This is a genomic window from Micromonospora sp. NPDC048842 (assembly GCF_040649935.1).
In the GTDB taxonomy this organism is placed as follows: Bacteria; Actinomycetota; Actinomycetes; order Mycobacteriales; family Micromonosporaceae; genus Micromonospora; species Micromonospora hortensis.
In genome coordinates this window covers 92,987-108,289 of sequence record NZ_JBEZGK010000023.1, presented here as the reverse complement: position 1 = coordinate 108,289, position 15,303 = coordinate 92,987, and the positions used below count along the sequence as shown (strand labels likewise).

The following is a 15,303-nucleotide window of genomic DNA, read 5'->3' as shown; positions in this document are numbered from 1 at the left end:
TACAAACAAAACCTCCCCGGCGTGTTGTTGTCTTCCTATTTCGTCTCCCTTCTCCCGTTGTGTGTTGTGGGGGGGGGGGGGGGCCCCGCCCCCCCCCCCCCCCCCCCCGCCGCTCGCCCCCACCCCTACGCCCCGCCGCCTGGTGCCTACTCCTGTCCCTGCCTGGCCGCTTGGTGGCTGCCCGCACTTGCCCAGCCGCCTGGCGCCTGCCCATTTCCTGACCGGCCGCCTGCTGTCTGCCCATTTCCTGACCGGCCGCCTGCTGTCTGCCCGGCCGGTCCTGGCGGGCGGGCCTTGGCCGCTGACGTATCTCGCGGTCACTATCGATGGACCATTTACGGCAGGATCCTCCGAGTGAACCGGCCCCTGCTCCTGCTCGACGTCGATGGTGTCCTCACCCCCTACGGGACCCCTCAACCACCCGCCGGTTACACCGAGCACCGCCTGTTCCCCGGCGAAGAGCCCGTCCGTGTCAACCTCACCCACGGCGCCTGGATCACCGAGGCGAGCGCCGTCCTGGACATCGCCTGGGCCACGAGCTGGAACGACGAGGCCAACCAACTCCTCGCCCCGCTCCTGCGCATCGCTCCTCTGCCCGTGATCACCATGCCACCCGCGCCGTTCCACCCCAGCGACAAGATTCCGGCCATCGCCGCCTACGCCCAGCAACGGCCCGCGGCTTGGATCGACGACCTCCACACGCCGCAAGCCCACGGCTGGGCAGCAGCACGCAGCAGCCCAACCCTGTTGATCACCGCCGACCCGACGATCGGCCTCACGCGCGACTCCGTCGATCACGTCATGACTTGGGCCAAGGCCCTTCAACGCCCGTCCGGCTAATCCCTAGCGACGCGCCCGGCCCTCGCCGTATCCCCAGCCACGCGCCCGGCCCTCGCCGTATCCCCAGCCACGCGCCCGGCCCTCGCCGTATCCCCAGCCACGCGCCCGGCCCTCGCTCATACCGGGCGACCGCCAGCCTCGCCGACACGCAGCCCTCCCTGATGTCGCGCACCGCCAGCGCCGCCGACACGCAGTCTTCGGTCACGCCAGGGACCGGCAGCCGCGACACGCAGCCCTCGCTGATGCCAGACGCTGTCGTTACCAGCTCCCGGCACCGCCGAGCAGCACGCCCACCACGGCCACCATCTGGCTGAGTTCGGCATCGATGAGCCCTTCGGGAACCAGCCGACCAAATCGATCATGGTGAGTGAAGTTGTCGTACACCTGTTCTAGTCTCGGGTCATGGTCGAGGAGTTGGCGCTGGCAGACGACGTGGTCGCGGCCTGCGTCGACGCCCCCGCCTGGGCCCTGCCGGAGCCCGAGCTGATCGCCGCACTCGACGCCGCGCACCGCTTGGAGCGACGCCTCGCCGCCGTCAAACTCACTCTCGTCCGCGAGCTCGACGGCCGCGGCACGCCCCGCGCGCAGGGGGCCTCCTCCACTGCGGTCTGGCTGCGCGAACGACTGCGACTCACCATCCCCGCCGCCCGCCGCCTGATCGACCTCGCCACCGCCCTCGACACCGGCAACCCCGGGATCCGACAAGCGCTAGCCGACGGGCACATCAGCGTCGACCAGGCCCGGGTCATCACCGACACCGCCACCACCGTGAACACGTCGACCGACGCCGAGACCGCCGACAAAGCCGTCGGTGCGCTCGTCGGCTGGGCCAGCCAGTTCGACGCCACCCACCTGCGCAAACTCGGCACCCGCATCCTCGACCACGTCGCCCCCGACATCGCCGACGCCGCCGCCCAAGCCGCCCTCGACGCCGAAGCACGCCGCGCCGCCCGCGACCGGCACCTCACGTTGTCCGAGCAGACCGACGGCCGACTGCGGCTCACCGGCACCCTCGACGCCGAAACCGCCGGCCTGTTCCGCGCCACCATCGACCCACTGACAGCCCCGTCCGGACCAGATGACACCCGCTCGCCCGGTCAACGCCGCCACGACGCCCTCGCCGACGTGTGCCGACTCGCCCTCCGAAGCGACGAGCTACCCGACAGCGGAGGCGACCCCGCCCAGATCGTCGTCACCACCACCTACGACGCGCTGACCCGGCAACTCGGTGCCGGCGCACTCGACATCGGCCTACAGCTCACCCCGGACACGGTGCGCCGGCTCGCCTGCGACGCCACCATCCTGCCCACCGTCCTCGGCGGCACCGGCCAAGTCCTCGACGTCGGGCGACAACGCCGACTCATCACCGGGCCGCTGCGACGCGCCCTCGTGCTGCGCGACCGCGGCTGTGCGTTCCCCGGCTGCGACCGACCACCCCGCTGGTGCCACGCCCACCACATTCACCACTGGGCCGACGGAGGCACCACCAACCTCGACAACGCCGTCCTGCTCTGCGGCCACCACCACCGCCACCTGCACCACAGCGACTGGATCATCCAACTCGGCCACGACGGCCACCCCGAATTCGTGCCACCCGCCTGGCTCGACCCCGAACAACTCCCCCGCCGCAACCACTACCACCGACGAACATAGGGGCAGGCAGCCGAGAACGATCACCTCAGGTCGGGTCGACACCGTCGCCCACCGCACACCGCCTAGGGCATCCTAGGAGGCAGGTCGGCCAGGCGCCCGCCGCGAAGGCCGAAGCGCCGAGCGGCACGTCCCCGGGCGCAGGCCGGCTGGGTCGAGAAGAGAGCTGATCGCAGCGGCTCGCATTGACCCACAACAGCTCACGACGGCCTGCGCCGGGGTCTCAACGCCGCGTCGGCCCGCGAGCCAGGTGACGCCGTCGTCGGCCAGCACGGGCCCCGATGACCCGCAACAGCTCACGCCTGCCTCCGATGGCCCACCACAACCCGCAACGCATGCGGCCTCCTGCGCCGCCTCCAACGGCCCACGACGACCCGCAACGCATCCAACCGCCTACGCCCCGCCGGCGACAGCCCACCACGACCCACAGCGACCCACAGCGACCCACAGCGACCCACGACGGTTCGTGGAACAACCTCCACGGACCAGTGCTTCACGGACGCGAGCTCGTCGTCGTTGAGCGCGGTACCCGATGTCGGCGACGGCACCGACGCGGTCCCTGACCACGGCCACCGTGCACAACCCGCAGCCACAGACTCGCGTGGCGACTTGACCTCAAGCTCGGGTGAGGTCCTAGCCTCCAATATCGGAGGTTACGCATGAGCATGGAAGTTACCGCGTGGATGTCCCTGCACCACGCGATGAACGCGCAGGATGAGCGGCCGCTGTCCCGCGCCACCTTGAAGCGGATCGCGCAGTTCGCACGGCCACACCGCGCCTTGATCGTCAGGTTCCTGTTGTTGAGTGTGGTGACGGCGGTCCTCACGGTGGCGGCGCCCGTGCTCGCCGGTCGGGTGGTCGACGCGATCGTCGACGGCGCCGACAGCAGCGTGGTGATCCGGTTGGCCGTACTGATCGCCGTGATCGCCCTCGCCGAGGCCGGGCTGGGTCTGGTGACGCGATTTCTCTCCGCCAGCATCGGTGAGGGGTTGATCGTCCAACTGCGCACGGCTGTCTTCGACCACGTTCAGCGCATGCCGGTGGCGTTCTTCACGCGGACCCGAACGGGTGCACTCGTCAGCCGCCTGAACAACGACGTGATCGGCGCGCAGCGGGCCTTCAGCGACACCCTGTCGAGCGTGGTCGGCAACGCCGTCACGCTGATGCTGACGTTGGCCGTGATGCTGACCTTCTCGTGGCAGATCACGCTGCTGGCGCTTGTCCTGTTGCCCATTTTCGTTCTCCCGGCCCGTCGGATGGGTTCGAGGCTCGCTCAGTTGCAGCGTGAAGCGGCCGAGCACAACGCGGCCATGAGCACCCGGATGACCGAACGTTTCTCCGCACCCGGTGCCACGCTGGTCAAGCTGTACGGGCGGCCGGCCGAGGAGTCCGCCGAGTTCGCGGCGCGAGCCCGTCGGGTCCGGGACATCGGCGTCCGCGCCGCGATGCTCCAGTGGGTATTCATCACCGCGCTCACCGTCGTCGGCTCGTTGGCACTGGCCCTGGTCTACGGGCTGGGTGGTCTCTACGCCCTACGGGGCAGCCTCGACGCCGGGACGGTGGTCGCCCTCGCGCTGCTCCTGTCGCGGCTCTACGCACCGTTGACCTCACTGGCCAGTGCTCGGGTCGAGGTGATGAGCGCGCTGGTGAGCTTCGAGCGGGTGTTCGAGGTCCTCGACCTCAAGCCGCTGATCCTCGACAGGTCCGACGCTCGGCCACTCCCAGAGGGGCCGGTCGCTGTCGAGTTCGACGGAGTCCGGTTCGGTTACCCCTCAGCGGACAAGGTGTCGCTCGCGTCCCTGGAGGACGTGGCAAAGCTCGATACGCGCGGCGGTGAGGAGGTGCTGCACGGGGTGTCGTTCCGCGCCGAAGCGGGGCAGATGGTGGCGCTCGTCGGCTCCTCCGGGGCGGGCAAGTCGACTATCGCGCAGCTCGTGCCTCGTTTGTACGACGTCGAGGACGGCGCGGTGAAGCTGGCCGACGTCGACGTACGTGAGCTGTCGGCCGAGTCGATCCGGACGGCGTTGGGCGTGGTGACCCAGGACGGGCACCTCTTCCACGAGAGCATCCGCGCCAACCTGGCGTTCGCCCAGCCGGACGCGACCGAGGACGAGATGTGGGATGTGCTCCGGCGGGCCCGACTCGACGACCTGATCCGCTCACTTCCCGATGGGCTGGACACAGTCGTCGGCGAGCGCGGATACCGGCTGTCCGGCGGGGAACGGCAACGGCTCACCATCGCACGTCTGCTGCTGGCTCGTCCGCGTGTGGTCATCCTCGACGAAGCCACAGCGCATCTCGACTCCACCTCGGAGGCGGCGGTTCAGGACGCCCTCGCCGAGGCGCTGACCGGCCGGACGAGCGTGGTCATCGCGCACCGGCTCTCCACCATCCGGGCGGCCGACCAGATCCTCGTCGTGGAGGCGGGACGCATCGTCGAACGCGGGCGGCACAGTGATCTGCTCGCGGCTGGTGGCCGCTACCACGAGTTGTACCGCACCCAGTTCGCGCAGGACGAGCCGACGGTCCAGGAGCAACGCGTCGCCATATGACGTACGCGGTGGTCGATCCACCCACAAGGGCAGTCCGACCACCGCGTCACAGCGAGCCGCCGCTCACCCCCGTGCAAGCACCCGGGGTGAGCGGCGGCCGCGGTCAGTCGTTGTCGTTCTTGTCGTCGGCGTCGTCGTTGTCGTCGTCGTCGTCAGCGTCGTTGTCGTCGTCGTCGACCGGCTCCTGCTCGGCCTTGACCACCGAGCCGTTGTCCCGGTCGACGTCCACCTCGTGCTCGGTGTCGCCAGCGACGATCTCGACGCTCCACACCGGTCGGCCGTTCTCCTGCTCGGCTTCGACCTCGACGATCTGACCGCCACCGGCCTTGGCGAGGGCGATCTCACCGGCGCGCTTCTCGTCGACCGCGCTGCCCGCGGGCGCGCCGCCGGTCGACGGCGTACCGGACGGCGTGCCGGCCGACGGCGTACCCGATGGGGTGCCGGCCGACGGCGTACCGGTGACTGCCGGCGCGTCGGTGGCCGTCGGCGCGACGGTGGCCGCGGCGAGTGCCGTGCCGCCGGTCCGCGAGTCGTTCGCGGCGTTGACGCCGAGCGCGACCCCGGCCACCGCCAGCACCGCCGACCCGCCGACCGACGCCAGAAGCAGATTGGTGCGCTTCATCGTGGTGTCCACCTTTCCTCGGTTGTCGACTTCGAGGATCGGTCAGATCGGGATAGCACCGCGCTGTCCGGACGCTAAGGGCGGGTTAAGGCGGTCGAGGGCCGGGTCAGCCGCGCCGGTTGAGTTCCGCTTCGAGGCGCTGGACGAGCGTCTTGCGGTCCTTGCTGGCGCGCTCGTTACGCAACGCGGTCTTGAGCTGTCGCGTGTCGAGGCCACGGACCAGCTTGGCCGCCTCCGCTACCGACATCTCCGTCATCCGTCCGGCCGTCGTGGCGTCCCGACGCGCCCGTTTGGCCGGCCCGGTGTTGGCGACGTACTGCTTGCCGGACCGGGACGCTTCGCGCTTCTTCGTGTCGGTCGCGCGCTTCTGGTTCTCCGACATCTCCTCCCAGGCATTCTTGGGCAGGTAACGACTCGTCGTGGCGCCCTTGCGCGCACGGGTGTCGCCCTCCTTCGTCTGCCATTTCTCGTTGCCCCAGCGCTGGAGGGACTTCTGCCGCTCGTCCTTTTCGCCCAGGAATCCGCCGCCGCGCTTCTTGTACTCCTGAGTGACCAGCTGTGACTTGCGCGCCGACCACTGCCCCGGCCGGCCGCCCTTGTCGGAAGCCTTGATCTCTTCCTTGATCTGCTCTCTGAGCTCGGGTTTCGTATACCGCGCCATGACTGGCAGCTACCCGGCACCGCAGCGGCTATGCGTCCCGCAGCGACGTCGGAGGCCCGAGCCGGAGCAGCACCTGCGCACCGCCTCGCGGGCCGGCCCGCAACTCCAGCCGACCACCGGCGGCCTGCGCGGCGCGCCGGGCGATGTCCAGGCCGAGGCCGGTGGAGCCGGCCGCGCTGGCGCCCCGCCGGATCGCCCCGGCGGGCATGCCCGGGCCCTCGTCGGCGACAGTGAGGACCACCTCGCCCGCCTCGCCCGCCTCACGGGCCAGCCGAACGGCGAACGGCGTCCCGTCGGGGGTGTGCGCGAAAACGTTGCCGAGCAGAGCGTCCACTGCCGCCGTCAGGTTGTCGGCGGCCACACCGACGGGCAGAGGGCCGGGCGTCAGGTCGAGGGTGACGGCCCGGCCGGTGTCCTCGGCCAGCACCGACCAGAACGCGACCCGGTCGGCGACGATCGCCGCCGCGTCCGAGGAGGCCGGTTGCGCCGGTGCGTGCCGCCACCGGGCCTGTCGGATCAGCCCGGTGACCGCGCGTTCGAGCCCGTCGGCGGCGGCGGTGATCCGTGCGGCGTCGTCCGGGTCACGCAAGGACTCCGCCTCCAGCCGTAACGCGGTCAGCGGCGTACGCAGCTGGTGGGACAGGTCGGCGACCTGTTCGCGCTCCTGCAGCAGGAGCACCTGGATCCGGGTGGCGAGGTGGTTGAGCGCGCCGGCCACCTCGCGCAGCTCGGGCGGGCCGGCCGGCGTGACACGGGCGTCCAGCTCGGCGTTGGCAAGCCGGTGTGAGACTGCCGAGAGGTCGCTGATCGGCCGGACCAGGGTGCGCGCCAGCCGGTCGGCGACCAGCAGCCCGATCAGCACGAGGATCACGCCGAGCAGCGCCAGCACCAGCCAGGCCCGGGTGACCCCGGCGGTCAGCTCGTGCTGCGGCACCGCGATCCGGATCACCCCGGTGCCGTCCGCCCGACCCTGCACGGCGATGACGACCTCCCGTCCGGCCGCCGACTCACCGGTGAGGCTCTGTCCGCGCGCGGCGAGGGCCACAGCTGGCGTACGCGGTGTCTGGGCGCCGAGCACCGTGCCGTCGGGCAGGAAGACGCTCACCGGTCGACCGGAGTCCGCGGCGAGTTGCTCGACGGTGAGCCGGATGGTAGCCGCGTCGGCGGTGCCGACCACCGGCACCAGGCTCTGCGCGTCGGCGGTGGCCCGAACGGTGGCCCGGTCCTCGGCGACGGTGCGGACCAGCAGCGCCAACGGCACCAGGAACGCGATGAGGGTGAGGACGCTGACCGCGGCGACCAGCAGCGCGAGACGTGCCCTCACGGCTGCGCCGCCGGGGCTTCGAGGCGCACCCCGACACCACGCACCGTGTGCAGGTAGCGGGGCTGTTGGGCGTTCTCCCCCAACTTGCGACGCAACCAGGACAGGTGCACGTCGACGGTCTTGTCGGCACCGCCGTACGGGATCTGCCACACCTCCGTGAGCAGCTCACGTTTGGTGACCACCTGGCCCGGTCGGCCGGCGAGGTGGTGCAGCAGATCGAACTCACGGGGGGTCAGCTCGACGGCGACCCCGTCCAGGGTCACCTGCCGCGCCCGGGGGTCGACGCGGAGCCCACCGACGACGAGCGCCGGGACCTGCCCGTCGGCGCCGGAGGGGCCGCGCCGCAGCACCGCCCGGACGCGGGCGTCGAGCTGCGCCGCGGTGAACGGTTTGACCAGGTAGTCGTCGGCGCCCGCGTCGAGAACCCGGACGATCTCGGTCTCGTCGTCACGTGCCGTGGCCACGATGACCGGCACCGAGCTGACCGCGCGCAGCATCCGCAGCAGCTCGCGGCCGTCCAGGTCGGGCAGGCCCAGGTCGAGCACGACGAGGTCGGGTCGGTCCTCCAGCGCGTCGCGGAGCCCGGCCATCGCGGTCGAGGCCGCCGCCACCGCGTGGCCGCGTTCGCGCAGGGCCCGGATCAGCGGGGTACGGATCGTCAGGTCGTCCTCGATGAGCAACAGGCGGGCCACAGCTGGCAGGCTAACCGCTGCGGCTGGCAGCGCGGCGCACGTTAACCACGCCTTAGCGAACGGATGTGCAAACGACAAGGACGGATCGGGGATAGTCAGGGGATGGGCCGTCGTTCGATCCTCGTCGCCACCGGTTGGGTGGCCACCGCCGCCATCGCCACACTGATCGGCCTGGGTGCGATCCGGTTGGTGGGCGAGAGCCTCACCGGCACCCCGGGCGGGGTGCGCAGCGAGGCCGAGATCGAGCGGGCGCTCGCCGCACCGGAGCCGGCGCCCACCACGGGCACCGCCTCGGCCGCGCCGGGCAGCATGGGCACCGCCTCGGCCGCGCCGGGCAGCACGGGCACCGCCTCGGCCGCGCCGGGCAGCACGGGCCCCGCGCCGAGCGCCAGTTCCGGGGCCCGCCGGGGGTTCGCCACCGACGGCGGCACGGCCGTCGCCGAGTGCGGCGTCGGCGGGGTACGCCTCGTCTCCTGGGCGCCCGCGCAGGGTTACCGGGTCCGCGACGTGGACCGGGGCCCGGACGACGACGTCGAGGTCACGTTCCAGGGGCCGACCCGGGAGTACGAGTTGAAGGTGCGCTGCATCGGCTCGGAGCCGGTGGCCGTCGCCGACGACTAGCCGGGACGTACACATCAGTGGTGTTCGCCTAACCACCGTGACGTTCTCGACCGTCGGTCCGCCCACCCACTCAGGTCACTCGGAACACCGGCCACCCGATCTCGGTGCGCCACGCGGCTGGATCGCTTGCGTCCCGAGGTCCGACGAGGTAGACCTCCCGCACGGGCCCCGCCACCGACATGGCGTTCTTCACGACCCAGGTACCGAGTTCGCCGTAGGTGACCTCGATGCCATCGTGCTCGCCAACATGGGTGGCCACTGCCAGTTCCGCGGCGGGTAGGGTCGCGGCGTGCACCCGCCCGGTATGAGGTGGAGCGGCCGTCGGCAGGTAGACCAACACGTGACCGCGGCCCTGCTCGAACAGGGAGTTGTCGTAGGTGCCACCCGGTGGACCGGTCACCGCGTCGCCAACTGCCACCTCCAACTCGGCCATTGCGCCCGCGAACCAGGCCTCGACCTCGCCCTCGTCGACCACGGCCGCCACCGCCGCGACCGTGCGGGCGGGCTCGGCACGAAGCTCAACCTTGATCGGCGCGGGGTCGGGCCGGAGCAGGCGGCGCAGCGACGCGACAGCGGCTCGGGTGCGGTCGAGTTCGGCCTCCAGGCGTTGGAGGTGGTCGGCGATCAGGGTCGCGCGGACACCGGGGTCCGGGGACCGCAGGATCCGCTGCACGTCGCCCAGGGGGACGTCGAGCTCGCGGAGCCGGTTGATCACCTGGGCGGTCGGGATCTGCTCGATGGCGTAGTAGCGGTAGCCGGAGGTCTCGTCCACTACTGCGGGTTCCAGCAGGTCACTCTCGTGGTACCGACGCAGGGTCCGCACGCTCAGGTGGGTCAGGCGCGAGAACTCCCCGATCGTCAGCACCCTCGCAGTATGAAGGCTCCCCCAGGGGGAGAGTCCAGCGCTTGACCTTCCTGCACCGCGAGGCCACACGGTGGGCTCATGACACACCACAACGACCTCCGGTCCGATCCACTGCCAACCACCGTCCGCGGTTTCCTCGCCGCTCACGTCGTTCGCGACGCCGACACGGCTTCGTCGTTCTTCGCGGAGGACGCGGTCGCCGTCGATCAGGGCGAGTCCTTCCGCGGCCGAGAGCAGATTTACGCGTTCCTGCGGGACGCCGGCTCCGAGTTCGAGTACACGACCAAGCAGATCGGCGCTGCCCGCGTCGACAACAGCCACTGGGTGGTGACCCTGCGGCTCGAGGGAACCTTCCCAGGCGGCGTCGCCGAACTCGACTACCGGTTCACGATTCGTAAGGACCTCGTCACTGAACTCGTCATCGCCAACCACGGATCCTGACAAGACCCGCACCACGTCGATCTTCAGGGGAGAGCGAATGCCTACTTCAGATCGCGATCGTCTCGATGGACGCCGTGCGTTGGTCACGGGCGGATCGAAGGGCTCAGGCAAGGCCGTCGTCGAGAGACTGCGGGAGATGGGCGCCGACGTCTACGTGACGGCCCGGACGATGCCCGAGGGGTACGAGCACCCCGACCGGTTCATCGAGGCCGACACCTCGACGGTCGAGGGCGCGAAGGCGGTGGCCGACCGGATCGCCGAGACCGGCGGCGCACTGGACATCCTGGTACACGTCGTCGGAGGTGCCTCGACGCCGTCCGGTGGGTTCGCGGTCATCACCGACGAGCAGTGGATGATCGAGCTGAACTTGAACCTCCTCGGAGCGGTGCGGCTCGACCGAGCCCTCCTACCGGCGATGATCGAGTCCGGCTCGGCGGTCGTGCTGCACTTCACCTCGATCCAGCGTGAACTTCCTCAGTACGACGCGTCCCTGGCCTACGCGGCAGCGAAAGCCGCGTTGCGTACCTACAGCAAGGGGCTCGCCAACGAGCTCGCCCCGCGCGGCGTCCGCGTCAACGCGATCAGCCCCGGCGGCATCGAGACGGAGGCCTACGAGAGGTTCGTGGACCGAATCGCCGAGGGCAACGGGATCAGCCGCGAACAAGCCAAGCAGAGCATTTACGACTCCCTCGGAGGCGTACCCCTGGGACGGTTTGCCAACACCGAGGAGATCGCCGACCTGGTCGGGTTCCTGGTCTCGGACCGCGCCTCGGCCATCGTGGGCGCCGAGTACGTGATCGATGGCGGAACAGTCCCTACCGTCTGAGCCCGCAAACGCAGCGACCTACGCCGTCATCTGCGGGGATGCCCTCCGGATCTCGGTCCCGCCCGCGCTGCTACGTGATCGAGGCGGGTCCGCCCCCACCGCCGAATCGACAGTGGGGGCGGACTCGGGTGGTGGTTCAGCTCGCGTACGCCTCCAACTCCCAGAGCGAATGGCCATATCCGGTGCCCCGGGCGGTGCCGTTGATCCGCAGGTAGCGGCCGTTGGCGCCGAGGGCGGTGTGCTCGTCCACGCCACCGTCGGCCCCGGTCACCGTCTTCACTGTGGTCCAGGTGGTGCCGTCGTTCGATGTCTGGATCTGGTACGCGCTGCTGTACGCCGCCTCCCAGCTCAGCTTGACCCGGCCGATCGCGGTGGCGCTGCCGAGGTCCACCCGGATCCACTGGGGGTCGGAGAACGTGCTCGACCAGCGGGTGGTGAGGCTGCCGTCGACGGCCTGGGCGCCGGACACGTCGGCCCCCTCGTTACTGGACGTCGACGTCGGCTTGTTCAGCAGCAGGTTGCCGCCGGTCGGGCTTCCGGTGCCGCCGTAGACCTCGAACTCGAACAGCGAGTAGCCCCAGGCGGTCCCCCGGGTGGTGCCGAGCAGTCGGATGTACCGGCCGGACCCGCTGAGCCCGGTCAGGTCGTCCACCCCGCCGTCACCACCGGTCACCGTACGGATCGTGGTGAAGTTGACACCGTCCGGCGAGGTCTGGATCTGGTATCCGCTGCCGTACGCCGCCTCCCAGGTCAGCTTGACCCGGTTGATGGCGTACCTGGCGCCGAGGTCCACGTCGATCCACTGTGGGTCACCGAAGGCGCTGCCCCACCGGGTGCCGGCCACGCCGTCGAAAGCGTTGGCCGCTGTGAACGCGCCCTCGAAGCTGGACGCGCGCGCCGGCTTGCCCCGGGCCAGGTTGGCACCCGGCTCGGGATCCGGGTCCGGGTCCGGGTCAGGTCCGGGACCGCCGGGGCTGGTGGAGAGGGTGAACTCGTCGATGTCGAAGTACGGGCCGGTGCCCTTGAAGACCAGGAACAGTGTCCGGGTGCCGGTCGGGGCGGTGACCCCACCGGTGACAGTGGCGAAGTTGGCGTACCCGCCGGTGGACACGACGGTGGCCGAACCGACCAACGGCCCGGTCGGCGAGTCGACCCGCAGCTCCAACGTGCCGCCGCCACCGGCCGGGGCGCCGACCCGGGCACTGAACGACTGGACGCCGGTCAGGTTGTACGGGCGGAACGAAATCCAGTCGTTGTTGTCGATGTAGCCGACCGCCGCGCCGCCGTGCCCCGCCGCCCCGGCGACGATCTGGACGCCGGACGAGTCACCGAAGTGCTCGGCCTGACGTACCCGTGGTTGCAGCACCGCCTGGGTGTGCGTGGTCAGCGCCGGTTGGCCACCACCGCCCAGGTCGGTGTACTCGGCGTCGATGATGCCGAAGATGTTCGCCGCCGTGTCGTGCTCGCCGTCCGCCGAGGTCTGGATGACCCCGGTGCAGCCCTGCACGCTGCCGAGCTGGTGGCCGTGCGAGTCGTGGCCAAGCACGTAGTTCACCTTTACCCGGGCGCAGTTGATAGCACCGTCCTGGGCGTCGGTGACGGTGACGGAGAACGGCACAGCGTCCCCGAAGGTGAAGGTCTGCCCGTTCAACGGGGTGTTCACGGTGACCACCGGGGCACTGTTGCCGACGGTGACGACCACACTCGCGGTGGCCGTCTTGCCGGTGGTGTCCCGGACCGTCAGCGTCGGGCTGCGGGTCCCGTTGGTGGTGTACGTGAAGCTCGGGTTCGCCGCTGTCGAGTCGGTGGTGCCGTTGTTGTCGAAGTCCCAGGCGTAGGTGAACGGGTCGCCGTCCGGGTCGAGGGTGCCGGCCGAGGAGAAGGCCACTGTCAGCGGCGCGCTGCCGCTGGTCGGGGTGGCGGACACCTTCGCGATGGGTGCTCTGCCCTCGCGGGCGTACTCGATGCGGTAGAGCGCCGAGTTGGCGTCGCCGTTGAACCAGCCGGTGCCGTAGTCGAGCACGTAGAGCGCGCCGTCCGGGCCGAACTCCATGTCCATGACCTGGGTACCGGTCCACGGGAACGGGTTGATCTTCAGCGGTTGGCCGGACGCGTCGAGCTTGATGTTCTTGATCCAGCGGCGACCGAACTCACCGGCGAAGTAGGTCCCGTCGTAGTACTGCGGGAACGCCACCGGTGAGGTGTTGTTCGGGTCGTACCGGTAGACCGGGCCGCCCATCGGCGACAGCCCACCGCCGGTGAACTCCGGCGGCGAGCCGGACCCGCCGTACGGCAACCAGGCCGAGATGGCCGGCGGCAGCTGGGTGATGCCTGTGTTGTTCGGCGAGTTGTTCACCGGCCCGCCGGCGCAGTTGAACTTCGCCCCGGACGGCCCGGACGGGAAGGTGTAGTCGTTGTAGGCGTCGTTGCGGGCGGTGCAGTACGGCCAGCCGTAGAAGCCGGGCCGGTCGATCCGGGCGAATTCGACGTTGCCCGCCGGCCCCCGGTTCGGGTCTGCGGTGCCCGCGTCGGGACCGTAGTCACCGAGGTAGACGATCCCGGTGGCCTTGTCCACGCTCATCCGGAACGGGTTGCGGAAGCCCATCGCGTAGACCTCCGGGCGCGTCCGCGCGGTGCCCGGGGCGAACATGTTGCCGGCCGGGATGGTGTAGCCGCCGGCCGCGCTCGGCTTGATCCGGAGGACCTTGCCGCGCAGGTCGTTGCTGTTCGCCGAGGTGCGCTGCGCGTCGAAGGCCGGGTTACGCCCGGCCCGCTCGTCGATCGGGGTGAAGCCGGCCGAGTCGAACGGGTTGGTGTCGTCACCTGTGGACAGGTAGAGGTTGCCGGCCGCGTCGAAATCCATGTCACCGCCGACGTGGCAGCACATGCCCCGGCTGGTCGGCACGTTCAGGATCAACGTCTCGCTGGCCAGGTTGATGGTGTTGTCCGCGTTCACAGTGAACCGGGCCAGTCGGTTGACGCCCTCCCAGACGGCGAATTGGGCCGGCGTGCCCTCGGCGGGCGCACCACCGCCGGGAGTGCTCAGTGGTGGCGCGAAGTACGCGTACACCCAGCGGTTGGTGGCGAAGTTCGGGTCGGCCTTGATGCCCTGCAAACCCTCTTCGTCGCCTGTGTAGACCGGCAGTGTGGCGGCGATCTTGGTGTTGCCGGCGGCGTCGGTGTGCCGGATCACGCCGTTGCGGGAGGTGTGCAGCACGCCCCGGTCCGGCAGGACGGTGAGGCTCATCGGCTCACCGGTCTCGGCCGCGCCCTTGGCCAGCTCCACCTGCTGGAAGCTGCTGGTGACGGTGGGGCCACAGTCGGCGTCGACAGCGCCGGCGGCCGTCCGGATGCCGCCGAGCAGGTGCTGACGGAAGTTCGCCTCGGTGTACGACGCGTCGGTGTGCCCCAGGCCGGTGTACCAGGCTCGGCCGCCGGAGTAGTTCTGGCACCAGGAGATCGGGTGGTCGGCGCCCATGCTCCCCCCGGTGTAGGTGCTCTCGTCCAGGGTGGCCAGCACGTGCGCGTTGCCGCGGGGATTGGTGCGGTAGTTGTACAACTCGTCGAACCGGTTCCACCGCTGCGGCAGCGTCGCGGTGGACGGGTGCACCTGGTCGGCGACCTTCACTGTGACGTTCTGCTCGGCCGGGTGCGAGGCGAAGTACGCCCCGACCAGTCCCCCGTACCACTGCCAGTCGTACTCGGTGTCGGAGGCGGAGTGCACGCCCACGTACCCACCGCCGCCGGTGATGTAGCGCTCGAACGCGGCCTGCTGGGCGGCGTTGAGCACGTCGCCGGTGGTGGAGAGCCAGATCACCGCGGCGAACCGGTCCAGGTTGGCGTCGGTGAACTGGGCGGCGTCCTCGGTGGCCTCGACGCTGAAGCCGTTGGCCGCACCGAGCTGCTGGATCGCGGCGATGCCCGGGGTGATGGATCCGTGCCGGAACCCGGCGGTCTTGCTGAAGACAAGCACGGTGAACGGTGCGGCGCTGGCCGTGGGTGGCGAGGCGACGATGCCGCCCGCCACGAGGATCGCGCTCAGCGCGAGGCCGAGCCACGATCTCAGGGATCTGCGCACAGTGGGGTCCTTTCGCGGTGCGAGGGACGGCGTGCGCCGATCACGCCTGGCGGTGGTGGGACGAGACATGTGAATGCATCGTTGCGCCCGGATCACGAGCGCGTCAAGCACTCTCCCACCATCCGTGAGAG

General features: G+C 70.3%; 13 protein-coding genes. 6 read left to right on the top strand and 7 right to left on the bottom strand.

The genetic code is table 11. The features are described from left to right. The first annotated feature begins 354 nt into the window (after nucleotides 1-354). Nucleotides 355-840 carry an HAD domain-containing protein gene (locus tag AB0C19_RS26580; RefSeq protein ID WP_357189652.1) on the top strand — a complete coding sequence of 162 codons (486 nt, stop codon included), beginning with the start codon at nucleotides 355-357 and terminating at the stop codon, nucleotides 838-840. A gap of 258 nt (nucleotides 841-1,098) precedes the next feature. Here AB0C19_RS26580 and AB0C19_RS26575 read toward each other — a convergent pair whose 3' ends face one another. Beyond that, nucleotides 1,099-1,224: a hypothetical protein gene (locus AB0C19_RS26575; RefSeq protein WP_357189650.1), complete on the bottom strand. Its 126-nt coding sequence runs from the start codon at nucleotides 1,222-1,224 to the stop codon at nucleotides 1,099-1,101. A gap of 18 nt (nucleotides 1,225-1,242) precedes the next feature. On the opposite strand from AB0C19_RS26575, the gene AB0C19_RS26570 reads away from it, so the two are divergent. Further along, nucleotides 1,243-2,493 (top strand): DUF222 domain-containing protein, encoded by a 1,251-nt coding sequence (locus AB0C19_RS26570; RefSeq protein WP_357189648.1) that lies wholly within the window; start codon nucleotides 1,243-1,245, stop codon nucleotides 2,491-2,493. A 656-nt stretch (nucleotides 2,494-3,149) separates the two neighbouring features. Further along, nucleotides 3,150-5,042: an ABC transporter ATP-binding protein gene (locus AB0C19_RS26565; RefSeq protein ID WP_357189646.1), complete on the top strand. Its 1,893-nt coding sequence runs from the start codon at nucleotides 3,150-3,152 to the stop codon at nucleotides 5,040-5,042. Between the two features lie 103 nt (nucleotides 5,043-5,145). Here AB0C19_RS26565 and AB0C19_RS26560 read toward each other — a convergent pair whose 3' ends face one another. The 4 genes from AB0C19_RS26560 to AB0C19_RS26545 all read right to left on the bottom strand — a co-directional run bounded on the left by AB0C19_RS26560 (nucleotide 5,146) and on the right by AB0C19_RS26545 (nucleotide 8,341). Further along, a complete protein-coding gene (locus AB0C19_RS26560) occupies nucleotides 5,146-5,664 on the bottom strand; it encodes a PepSY domain-containing protein (protein ID WP_357189644.1) in 519 nt (172 codons plus the stop codon). A 106-nt stretch (nucleotides 5,665-5,770) separates the two neighbouring features. Beyond that, nucleotides 5,771-6,325, bottom strand: a complete 555-nt coding sequence (locus AB0C19_RS26555; protein WP_357189642.1) for a DUF5872 domain-containing protein — start codon at nucleotides 6,323-6,325, stop codon at nucleotides 5,771-5,773. Between the two features lie 28 nt (nucleotides 6,326-6,353). Next, nucleotides 6,354-7,649, bottom strand: coding sequence for a HAMP domain-containing sensor histidine kinase (locus AB0C19_RS26550; protein WP_357189640.1), 1,296 nt, complete (start codon nucleotides 7,647-7,649; stop codon nucleotides 6,354-6,356). Further along, the gene (locus tag AB0C19_RS26545) at nucleotides 7,646-8,341 is read right to left on the bottom strand and encodes a response regulator transcription factor (protein WP_357189638.1); all 696 of its coding nucleotides are present in this window, start codon (nucleotides 8,339-8,341) and stop codon (nucleotides 7,646-7,648) included. The genes AB0C19_RS26550 and AB0C19_RS26545 overlap by 4 nt, the downstream gene beginning before the upstream one ends. Nucleotides 8,342-8,443: 102 nt before the next feature. On the opposite strand from AB0C19_RS26545, the gene AB0C19_RS26540 reads away from it, so the two are divergent. After that, entirely contained in the window at nucleotides 8,444-8,962 is a 519-nt protein-coding gene (locus tag AB0C19_RS26540; protein WP_357189636.1) for a septum formation initiator, read from the top strand. Between the two features lie 70 nt (nucleotides 8,963-9,032). Here AB0C19_RS26540 and AB0C19_RS26535 read toward each other — a convergent pair whose 3' ends face one another. Next, nucleotides 9,033-9,827 carry a MerR family transcriptional regulator gene (locus tag AB0C19_RS26535; RefSeq protein WP_357189634.1) on the bottom strand — a complete coding sequence of 265 codons (795 nt, stop codon included), beginning with the start codon at nucleotides 9,825-9,827 and terminating at the stop codon, nucleotides 9,033-9,035. Nucleotides 9,828-9,905: 78 nt separating this feature from the next. Here AB0C19_RS26535 and AB0C19_RS26530 point away from each other — a divergent pair, with 78 nt between their 5' ends. Both AB0C19_RS26530 and AB0C19_RS26525 read left to right on the top strand, forming a co-directional pair. Next, complete coding sequence (locus AB0C19_RS26530; protein ID WP_357189632.1) at nucleotides 9,906-10,268, top strand: nuclear transport factor 2 family protein; 363 nt, start codon at nucleotides 9,906-9,908, stop codon at nucleotides 10,266-10,268. Nucleotides 10,269-10,305: 37 nt separating this feature from the next. After that, a complete protein-coding gene (locus AB0C19_RS26525) occupies nucleotides 10,306-11,094 on the top strand; it encodes an SDR family oxidoreductase (protein WP_238683916.1) in 789 nt (262 codons plus the stop codon). 136 nt (nucleotides 11,095-11,230) lie between these two features. On the opposite strand, the gene AB0C19_RS26520 is transcribed toward AB0C19_RS26525, so the two are convergent. Beyond that, nucleotides 11,231-15,172, bottom strand: a complete 3,942-nt coding sequence (locus AB0C19_RS26520) for a ThuA domain-containing protein (protein WP_357189630.1) — start codon at nucleotides 15,170-15,172, stop codon at nucleotides 11,231-11,233. Nucleotides 15,173-15,303 lie beyond the last annotated feature (131 nt).